This window comes from Thermogladius sp. (genome assembly GCF_049970955.1).
Taxonomy (GTDB): domain Archaea; phylum Thermoproteota; class Thermoprotei_A; order Sulfolobales; family Desulfurococcaceae; genus Thermogladius.
Window position 1 is genome coordinate 1 of record NZ_JBMFLY010000025.1, and the last position, 10,180, is coordinate 10,180.

The 10,180-nt window shown below is 56.1% G+C and carries 8 protein-coding genes; 5 read left to right on the top strand and 3 right to left on the bottom strand.

What is annotated here, in order from left to right:
* The coding region (locus tag ACP5VX_RS04450; RefSeq protein WP_428724691.1) for an AAA family ATPase at positions 1 to 1,511 on the bottom strand (1,511 nt) is incomplete at its 3' end.
* Positions 1,512 to 1,744: 233 nt separating this feature from the next.
* Between ACP5VX_RS04450 and ACP5VX_RS04455 the strand changes: the two genes are divergently transcribed.
* The 4 genes from ACP5VX_RS04455 (at position 1,745) to ACP5VX_RS04470 (ending at position 7,914) form a co-directional block, all read left to right on the top strand.
* Entirely contained in the window at positions 1,745 to 2,485 is a 741-nt protein-coding gene (locus ACP5VX_RS04455) for a KaiC domain-containing protein (RefSeq protein ID WP_428724692.1), read from the top strand.
* Between the two features lie 85 nt (positions 2,486 to 2,570).
* Positions 2,571 to 6,659, top strand: a complete 4,089-nt coding sequence (gene rgy / locus ACP5VX_RS04460) for a reverse gyrase (RefSeq protein ID WP_428724693.1) — start codon at positions 2,571 to 2,573, stop codon at positions 6,657 to 6,659.
* 24 nt (positions 6,660 to 6,683) lie between these two features.
* Entirely contained in the window at positions 6,684 to 7,604 is a 921-nt protein-coding gene (locus ACP5VX_RS04465) for a carbon-nitrogen hydrolase family protein (RefSeq protein WP_428724694.1), read from the top strand.
* Positions 7,552 to 7,914 (top strand): hypothetical protein, encoded by a 363-nt coding sequence (locus ACP5VX_RS04470; protein ID WP_428724695.1) that lies wholly within the window; start codon positions 7,552 to 7,554, stop codon positions 7,912 to 7,914. Before ACP5VX_RS04465 ends, ACP5VX_RS04470 begins: the two co-directional genes overlap by 53 nt.
* A gap of 1 nt (position 7,915) precedes the next feature.
* On the opposite strand, the gene ACP5VX_RS04475 is transcribed toward ACP5VX_RS04470, so the two are convergent.
* The gene (locus ACP5VX_RS04475) at positions 7,916 to 8,314 is read right to left on the bottom strand and encodes a translation initiation factor IF-5A (RefSeq protein WP_428724696.1); all 399 of its coding nucleotides are present in this window, start codon (positions 8,312 to 8,314) and stop codon (positions 7,916 to 7,918) included.
* Positions 8,315 to 8,371: 57 nt separating this feature from the next.
* Positions 8,372 to 9,220 (bottom strand): class II glutamine amidotransferase, encoded by an 849-nt coding sequence (locus ACP5VX_RS04480; protein ID WP_428724697.1) that lies wholly within the window; start codon positions 9,218 to 9,220, stop codon positions 8,372 to 8,374.
* Positions 9,221 to 9,267: 47 nt separating this feature from the next.
* Here ACP5VX_RS04480 and ACP5VX_RS04485 point away from each other — a divergent pair, with 47 nt between their 5' ends.
* The gene (locus tag ACP5VX_RS04485) at positions 9,268 to 10,173 is read left to right on the top strand and encodes a mechanosensitive ion channel family protein (protein ID WP_428724698.1); all 906 of its coding nucleotides are present in this window, start codon (positions 9,268 to 9,270) and stop codon (positions 10,171 to 10,173) included.
* Positions 10,174 to 10,180 lie beyond the last annotated feature (7 nt).

Sequence of the window (10,180 nt, forward strand, 5' to 3'; positions counted from 1 at the left end):
CCGTAGAGCAGTATCCCCTTCGGGGGCTCTATACCCATTTTGCTGATGATGTCCGGGTACTTGAGCGGCCACTCGACAGCCTCCCTGAGCTGCTGCTTGACGTCCTCTAGACCTCCTATATCGCTCCACCTGACCTCCGGTACTTCGACGAAGACCTCCCTGATTAGGGAGGGCTGTACGAGTTTAAGCGCGTTCAGGAAGTCGCTCATCGTCACCTTGAGCTTCTCGAGCTTGCTAGCCGGTATGGGCTGGTTGAGGTCGATGTTCTCCTCCTTCACGAACCTCCTCAACGCTGCGAGGGCAGCCTCTTTGACTAGCGCTGCGAGGTCTGCTCCTGTATACCCGTGCGTGATCTCGGCTAGCTTACCCAAGTCCACGTCCTCGGCGAGGGGCATGTTCCTGGTGTGGACGGCGAGGATCTCCCTCCTAGCCCTCTTGTCGGGGGGTGGTATCTCTATCTCCCTGTCGAACCTGCCCGGCCTCCTCAGAGCCGGGTCCAGCGCGTCGGGCCTGTTAGTGGCGCCTATTACTATGACCCTGCCTCTCTCTTTCAAACCGTCCATCAGCGTGAGTAGCTGCGCTACGACCCTCTTCTCGACCTCTCCTACGACCTCCTCCCTCTTCGGCGCTATGCTGTCGATCTCGTCGATGAAGATTATGGCCGGAGCGTTCTGCTCGGCCTCTTTGAACACCTCTCTAAGCCTCTCCTCCGACTCGCCGTAGAACTTGCTCATGATCTCTGGGCCGTTGATCGCTATGAAGTAGGCCCCGATCTCGTTGGCTAGCGCCTTGGCCAGCAGAGTCTTACCAGTGCCGGGAGGGCCGTAGAGCAGTATCCCCTTCGGGGGCTCTATACCCAGCCTGTTGAAGAGCTCCGGGTGTCTAAGGGGGAGCTCGACGATCTCCCTGATCCTCTCCTTGACTTCTTCCAGGTCGCCTATGTCCTCCCAAGTGACTCTGGGTATACCCCTTGCGACGGCCTCCTCCTTAACCGGCTCTTCTCTGATCACTATCTCGGTGTTCTCGGTTATGTACACGTTCGACGTAGGCTGCGTGCTCACGACAGCCATCTTCAGCTCCATGCCGAAAAACGGTATGACGATTATCTCCCCCCTGCTCACAGGCGTGTAGGGCGGCAGGAGGCGCCTCACGTAGCTCGGGTCTAGGGAGATCCCGTAGAAACCGTAACCCTCGGGCGCCACGGGTGCTAAGACGACTCTTGTAGCCGGCTCTATCTTAGCGGGTCTCACAGTGACGTACTCGTTTATCCCGACGCCGATCTTATTCCTTATGTAGCCGTCAAGCCTTATCACCTCCTTCCCCGCGTCCTCGGGTCTGGCGGGCAGTACTCTCACTATGACAGAGCCCTTCGGCCCTATGACCTCGATGTAGTCGCCTGACTCTACACCGAGGCTCCTCATGACCCTCTCGTCCATCCTCGCGATCTTCCTGCCCACGTCGCTGGTTCTCGCCTCTAGCACCCTGAGCTTAACCTCACCGGTCTTACTCACGGAGAAACACCTCTAGTCCAGTCTGTAATTAGGGTGGTAATCCGTTATTATAATTTAACACCCCGTAAGCTAGCTCCACCCGGTCGCGGCGTGTGAGTAGCGAGCCATGTAGAGAACGGGCTCGTCTACCCGCGTGTACGTGGTTTGAGACGGGCAGACCACCTCCACGGTAGAAGGTTTTTAATACTGTTTTTCCAGAGTGATAAATGCTACGGCTCTGGCGGTGGTCAGAGATGGTCGAGAGAGTGAAGACGGGCATCCCGGGGTTCGACGAGATACTGAACGGCGGTATCCCGAAGAGGAACGTGGTGTTGCTGAGCGGGGGGCCCGGCACGGGTAAGACTATAATGGCGAGCCAGTTCCTGTGGAACGGGCTACAGATGGGCGAGCCGGGCGTATACGTGGCTCTAGAGGAGCACCCGGTCCAGGTCAGGGTCAACATGAAGCAGTTCGGCTGGGATGTAAAGCAGTACGAGCAACAAGGGGTCTTCGCAGTAGTTGACGCGTTCACTGGGGGGATCGGGGAGGCCGCGAAGAGGGAGAAGTACGTCGTCAAAGACCCGACAGACGTAGGCGAGCTCGTGGACGTCGTGAAGACGGCTATCAAAGACGTGAACGCGATGAGGGTGGTGATAGACAGTGTCTCAACGCTGTACTTGACTAAACCGTCAATTGCGAGGAGCGTGATAATGTCGTTGAAGAAGGTGCTCTCGGGTACAGGCACCACGTCAATTCTGGTGTCACAGGTCTCGGTGACTGAGAGGGGGTTTGGCGGCCCGGGCGTAGAACACGCTGCGGACGGTATCGTCAGGCTCGACCTCGACGAGGTAGATGGGGAGCTGATCAGGAGCGTCATAGTCTGGAAGATGAGGGGCACAAGCCACAGCCTGAAGAGGCACCCGTTCGAGATAACGGACAAGGGTATCGTGATATACCCGGACAAAGTCGTGAAGACGCGCGGAGTTGTCGGCTAAAAGTTTTTTGCTTGCCCATTGTAGGAGGAAAGTTATATAAGCTGTCCTTCAACGGTTTATCACATAGAAAACAATGGCTGGTTCCATGGAGGTTGGTTTAAAGAGACTAGACGAGCCAATAGCCGTTTATAGGCACGCGTGTCCTAACTGTGGTAGGGACATCGACGACCTACGCCTCTTTTACAGGGCCCCCTGCAAGTCGTGTTTGAGAGACGAGGACTTCTTTGAGCTTAAAAAGATGATCGACGAGTCCGGGGAGGGGCTGGAGGACCTAGACCTCTTCAAGAAGTACTACGAGAGGCTGACCAACAGAGAGGGCGGGCTGAAGAGACTCCTCGAGGAAGAGGAGGCCCTTAGAGAGTTCGAGGAGTTCTTCATTAGGGCTACAAAGGGCTCGAGGCCCTCGAGCGCCCAGAAGACGTGGGCTAGGCGGGTACTGAGGGGGGTCTCGTTCACCATCGTCGCGCCGACGGGTATGGGTAAGACCCTGTTCTCCCTCGTGATGTCGCTCTACCTGGTCTCGAAGAACAGGGGGTACAAGGTAGTAGTCGCCTTCCCCACAGTAGTACTGCTGACCCAGTCCATTAATAGGCTCAAAGAGCTCGCGGAGAACGCGGGCGTCCGCCTCTGCACCGAGGAAGAGAGCGCCGGGAGCGATTGCGTGAGGGTGGTCTACGTCTACGGCAGGATGGGGAAGGAGGAGAGGGCTAAGGCGATGAAGGCTATAGAAGAGGGTAGCTTCAACGTGCTACTAGTGACTAACAGGTTCCTCCAGGACAACGTCGAAGTACTGAGCAGGCACAAGTACAAGCTGATAGTAATGGACGACGTCGACGCGGTCTTGAGGAGCAAGCGGTCTGTGTCCACCGTGATGAGGCTGGTAGGTATCACAGAGGACGAGATAGAGGAGGGTATTAGGCTTGTCAAGGCGACGCAGAGGCTGGCTAGGAGGCTGAGCGACGAAGAAAGGTCGAAGCTCGAGAAGGAAGTCGAGGAACTGGAGAAGAAGGTGGACGAGGTCAGGAAGAGAATAGACACGGTGCTAGTGGTGAACACCGCGACCGGTAGGCCTCGAGGAGTCTACCCGAAGCTATTCAAGGTTTTCATGGGCTTCGTGGCAGGCTCGAGACCCGAGGCTTTGAGGAATATAGTGGACACGTACACTATACCCGAGAAGAGTGTGGAGGAGACAGTCATAGACCTGGTCTCGAAACTGGGTAGCGGCGGGCTCGTTTTCGTCCCCGTCGACAAGGGCGTTGAGTATGCCGACAAACTAGCCGGGTTGTTGAGGGAGCGCGGTATTAAAGCGGAGTCCTTCCACAGTAAGAAGCCGCCGCGGATACTCTCCGAGTTCGAGAGAGGCGATGTAGACGTCTTAGTCGGCGTCGCGGTCTACTACGGGACACTGGTGAGAGGGCTTGACATGCCTGCTAGAGTAAGGTACGCAGTATTCGCTGGAGTACCCCGCCACAAGTTCAGCAGCAAGCTCGAGGACGTCTCCCCAATAGACCTGTTGAGGCTAATAGCGGCCCTTCTAGAGGTCGTTGAAGGAGACGAGAAACGCGACCTGGAGAAAATCTTTGGCAGGCTGTCCTCTAGGTTCAGGAGACTCAGCGGCGCCGCGCTTTTGAGGGTCAGAGAGGACTTCAGGAAGAAGCTCAGCGGCGAACAGGTCGAGGAGACCCCCCTACTAAGGGACTTGACGGCCGCCCTCGAGTACGCCAGGAGGCTTCTGTCTAGGGAGGACGTGAGGAGCAAGCTGAGCAGCGTAGGCGAGGTCGCGCTGGTGACGGAGGACGGGCAACAGTACATCATGATACCGGACTACACGACTTACATCCAAGCTAGTGGTAGAACCAGTAGGCTGTACCCCGGCGGGCTGACGAAGGGGCTGTCTGTGCTTGTGGTCGACGACGTCAGGCTTCTTAGGGGGCTCTCTAGGAGGCTGAGGTGGGTTCTAGAAGACTTCCAGTTCAAGGACTTGAAGGACGTGGACCTGGACGCGGTGGTGTCGGAGATAGATAGGGACAGAGAGGAAGTACTGAGGGTCATGAAGGGCGAGGTGAAGGAGAGCAAGGTGCACCAGCTGGTTAAGTCCACGCTTTTGATAGTCGAGTCCCCGAACAAGGCTAGGACGATAGCCAGGTTCTTCGGAAGGCCCTCTATCAGGATTCTGGGCAAGGGCTTGCTCGCCTACGAAGTGGCCACCGGCAACTACATCCTCACGATCGTCGCGAGCGGGGGACACGTATACGACCTAGTAGCGAGCAAGAACAGGGACCTCATATTCGAGAAACTGGCCGGGAGGGACGTGGATGACGAGAGCGTCTACGGTATCTTGAGAGACGGGTCTAAGTTCATCCCGATTTACACGGACATCAAGAAGTGCGAGGACGGGCGCCAGTTCACAGAAGAGCCGCAAGAACAGGCTCTCTGCGACAAGATAGCGCTGCGGAAGCTCGAGGTGATAAACGTGCTGAGAGAGCTGGCCAGGGAGGTAGACCTCGTCCTAGTGGGCACAGACCCGGATACCGAGGGCGAGAAGATAGCATGGGACCTAACGGTACTACTAAGGCCCTACAACAGGAACATTAAGAGGATAAGGTTCCACGAGGTCACGAAGAGGGCGATCCTGAACGCCATCGCGAACCCGGAGGACATAGACCTCAACATGGTGAAGGCGCAGATCGTGAGGAGGCTCGACGACAGGTGGGTCGGCTTCACGCTATCCGCTATCCTCCAGAAGTACCTGTGGGTCCAGTACTGCTACGAAGAAATGCACAACCCCAAGAGGGGGATCAAGAGCGTCCGCGACTGTTGCAGGCCTAACTACAACTGGAGCGCCGGAAGGGTGCAGAGCCCCGTCCTCAAGTACATACTCGAGGGTATGATGAAAAAAAGTAAGCTCAGCGGCTACAGGCTCTCAGTGACACTCTCTCACGACGGCGTTGAGAAGAGGGTGGAGATACCATTAGAGAGGAAGGGATTCCCGGGTATTTTCAGGGAACTTTCTAAGAGAGAGTTAGGTACCAAGAGACCCAAGGTAGCCTCTAAGAGGGTGAGAGACAAGCTGTCGAAGTCTTTCAAGGAGAACGTGGAGGTGAGGCTCGTAAAACTGAGGCACGATGAGATAGAGGTGGAACCCCCGCCCCCGTTCACGACAGACACCCTGCTGGCGGAAGCGTCGAGGACCCTGGGATTCACGGCCTCTCTAACCATGAATATCGCCCAGGAACTGTTCGAGGTAGGCTTGATAACGTATCACAGGACCGACAGCACTAGAGTAAGCGATGCGGGCTTGTCAGTGGCGAGGCAGTACATTGAGGAGAGGTATGGTGACACAGCTTTGTTCAAGCCCAGGCAGTGGGGTACGGGCGGGGCACACGAGTGTATAAGACCCACCAGGCCCATCGACGCCGAGCGCCTGAGGGAACTTGTAAGAGAGGGAGTGCTGGACTTCCCCATCCAGTTGAGGAGGGAGCACTACCAGTTGTACGACCTTATATTCAGGAGGTTCATTGCCAGCCAGATGAAGGCGGCGAAGGTTCTTGCCGAGAAGTACGGGCTGGAGTTTTGTCTAAAGGACGGAGCGGAGGGCGGGTGTGCGAAAAAAGTCTCGCTGGAGCAAACCGACTACGTAGACGTGGTCGAGCCGGGCTTCTTGGAAATGTACAAGCCGTTTACTGTAGACCCCAAGAACAGACTGCCGGAGGTCGAGACGCCGGTGAAACTGGTCGTCAAAGACGTGGCATTCATTCAGCCCCCACTCCCGAAAACGCACGAGGTCGTTTCGTGGATGAAGAAGGAGGGGATCGGTAGACCGAGCACTTACGCGAAAATCCTATCTACCCTCGTGGAGAGGGGCTACGTGATTATTAAAAAGAACAGGCTAATAGTAACTAAAAAAGGCAAGATGGTGGCGGAATTCCTGTTCGATGAGTTGTTCCCGCACAACGCGTCTAAGAAGACAAGCTGGGCAAAAACGCCGTTGATCGGCGTTGAGGCTACGAGGCTGCTGGAGAGTAAAATGGACGACGTAGCAACCGGTAAAGAGGACTACTTGAGCGTGCTCAACGCGATCTACAGCGAGCTCCACAGCCTGGTCTTGAACAACGACGAGCTACTGAGCAAGCTCAGAGACAGGTACTCGTTCTACTGCGGGAGGGAGAGCTAGTAGGACCCCGCGAGGACCCGGTGAATGAAGGTAGAGCTTGTGGGGGGCAAGGAGGCGCCCTCCGGGGGACTACTGGCCGTAGCTCACCTGAGCGTCCACGAGGCCGGGCTGAGGCTCAACCTGGAAGCCGCGAGAAAAATAGTCTTCTACGCAAGCGAGAACAACGTCTCCACGATCGTCCTGCCATACATGCAGCCGTACGGCCCCATTATCCAGTTGTACGATGTGATCCGAAGAGACGACCTACGCAAGTTCTTCGCTCTGACTAGGGAGTCGAGCTACATCAGTACCCTGGTCACTCTCTCGGACCACTACGGTGTAAACATCGTCCTCCCAGGCTACTTCGAGAGGGTCTCCTCCAAGATATACGTCTCCACAGCCTTCACCTCGTGGGAGCTCGAAGAAGGCCTGGCTACCCGCAGGAAGCTCGTGCTCAACGAGAAGGAGAGGAGGCTCGGTCTCTCTAAGGGGGTGGACCTGCCGATGTTCGTAGACAAAGGGCTCGTCTTTAACACACTAATAGAAGACGAGCTCTTCTACCCTGAGATAGCGAGGTTCATTACGGAGAACAACGCGAACCTGCTTATAGTGGCGCTCCCGCAGGTAGAACCGCCCAAGAACTACATCGAGTTGTCGAAGAGCTTGGCGTTGATCTACAGGGTGTGGGTTCTGGTTCCTGGTAGCAGGTTCGTGAGGAGGGACGGCACGGTCTACGCTCTCCCAACGATAGTGATCAACCCCGAGGGCGAGATAATCTACAAGCACTACGGTCTAGAGGAGGCGTTTATCGTGATACCGAGAGGCCTCCTTAGGTCTGCGCCTAGGACTATCGGTTTAAATTCCAGGACGTTCTATAGACTCTACAGGCACTTGTACAAGAGGTACAGCATATATGGGAGAGTCCCTGGAGAAGGTGGTGCCGGTCAAACTGGGCAGCCTAGCTGACCTTGTCAGGCTCGCCGCCGCTATCTCCATGCCCCAGGGGGCCTCTTACATCCTGAGGTTCGAGACGGGCGACAAGGTGGTCTTGGGGATTCTAGGGGTCTTCAGGGACTACTACAAGTACTACGGGATACCCGTGTTCTACTACTACATAGCCGAGGGTAAAGAGGCCGAGGACTTGAAGAACACCAACTATATTGTGGCGTCTCTAAGCGAGGACAGGTTCGAGCTCTCGAAACACCCGAAGCCAGGGCTGACAATACCGCTGATCAGGCTGGCGGCAAAACCGGACTTCATACCAGACCTGCAGTGAGCTACCTCAACCTAACGATGAGCCTTTTACCCATTATCGAGAAGTACTCCACCTCGACGCCTGTCTGGACTTTGTCCCTGATCTTCTCGTCTATGAACTCCTTCTCCACCTCGAAGGTCTCGTAGCTCTCCAAGTCCATCACTTGAACCTTGTCCCCCATGTCGGCTATGACCTGCCCAACCCTCTTCTCGATGATCGGGACCTCCACTTGCGTGTCCACCGGCGCGACCAGCGTCTTTTTAGCCTTGCTGAAGAGGCCTATCGCCACGACGTGGGCCTTGGCACTCCCGTGCTTCCCCGTTTTCGCCCTCGACATCTCTACTATTCTACAAGGCTCGTTGTCTATGACTATGAAGCTGCCCACTTTCAAGTTTCCAAGCGTCTCGTAGGTCTTGCTCATGTGGTAACCACCATCAAGCAATAGTTATATTCCGTGAAGAACGCTTTTAAGCTTCACTCAACTTTTCACGCCTATGTCACCGACCCTGCGGAGGCCGTTCAAGCCGAGCTCGTACAAGCCTTCATCGAGCGGTTTAAAGCCGCCCCCTCCGTAGTACCTCGTCACAGTCGAGCTCACCACGGCCTTAAGATGCCCGTCCTCGAGTAGGTACAGCTGGTAGTACTCCCTCAAAGCCTCGTCCCTCGCCCCATCACCGGTCTTCTTGAAGAAGTGAGTGACAAACAGCCTAGGGCTCTCGCCGCTCAAGAGCAAGAGAAGCGTGTTCAACCCGCTCGTGGTATACTCGACCAACCCCCTGTAGGCGTCTAGGAGGCAGTCCTCGGGCCCGCTCTCGCACTCCGACAAGCGCCTCGCCAGGTACATCCCTGCCACCTCGGAGTCTACGTGAACCCACGGGTTAACCCCTAACATTTTAGCCAGAGACTTCTTGTCGAGCCCCCCGTTGTGAGCAAACCAGAACACGCCGCCCCCTAGCTCGAACTTGAACGGGTGTGTGTACTCCAGGCCGTAGGGCTCGCTCCTACTTGACTTCCTAGCGTGGGCTATAAAGTAGATGCTGTCGTAGCGCTTCAGCCTGTCCAGTAGGAGTTGTAGTTCCACGATACTCGGGGGGCTGAACAGCGGCAGTAGGCTCCTGTGGTACACCACTGCGAAGTCCGACCTTACAACACCAACCCCCGCCAACCCCCAGCCGTCGTCGTGCGAGTAGGCCCTGCCATTAGTTAACCTAGACAAATACTCGTCGAACCTGCTTGACTCGACAAAGGCCCATGCAAGCCTACTGAGAGTGTAGTTGTCCGGGTGCTGGTCTACGAGCGCGATGAGCCTACACATTCTCTCACGCATTTGTTTATAGGGACCTGATCTTCTTTAAACCTAGGCTAGTGGGAGACTTGAGAAAGCTAGTGTACCTGCTACTGCTGATTATAGTGGTCGGCATTATAGCCTGGGCGATAAGGCAGCCCGGAATCCTCCCCGAGGAGATCCGCGTTGTCGTGGTCAACTACTACCCCATCATCCAGGTAACCCTGGCCCTGATACTCGGGGTGTCCTCTATCGAGCTGGTCTCTTCGATGATACTCGCGAGGGTCAAGCACGTAGGAAGAGAAGCCTACTTGGTCAGGAACGTATTCCTGATAGTAGGCTACGTGGTACTCGGCGTCGTAATACTGGCCATACTAGGTGTCAGCGGCGAGAGCATACTGGCCGGCGCCACCTTCTCGGGCCTCGTGATCGGTCTGGGCCTCCAGCCCGTGCTAGCCAACTTGTTCGCCGGGCTGATAATTCTCGGTAGCGGCTTTATAAAGCCCGGCTCGAAGGTCAGGATCGGTAGCCCCAACCTACCGGTCTCGGCCGTGACTTTTCCTGCCTACAAGGCCTTCAGCATGGACTACGTGGTCCCGTCCCTGAAGGGCGTCGTGGTAGAGGTAGGGTTGATGTACACCAAGGTAGTTCTCGACTCCGGCGAGCTAGTCAAGATACCTAACTCGACATTGTTCTCGGGGAGCATAGTCCTAGAGGAGGTCGAGGAGGAGGAGAAGCGGTTCCAAGTCAGGTTCGAGTTCCCCGTCGACTGCGACCCCTTCCAGGTCCTAGAGTCGGCCCGGAGAGTCCTAAGCGAGCTAGGCGAGTTCAAAGTACTGGTCGAGGAGCAGAGCGACAAGAACTACTACATAGTGTTGGTGACGGGCAACACCCCGCCTAAGGCGAAGCTACGCGAGTTCCGTAGCGAGGTCTTAGCGAAGCTCATTCAAGTATACAGAGAAATGAGGAAGAACGGTCTCTGCGGGCAGCAGTAATAACTGC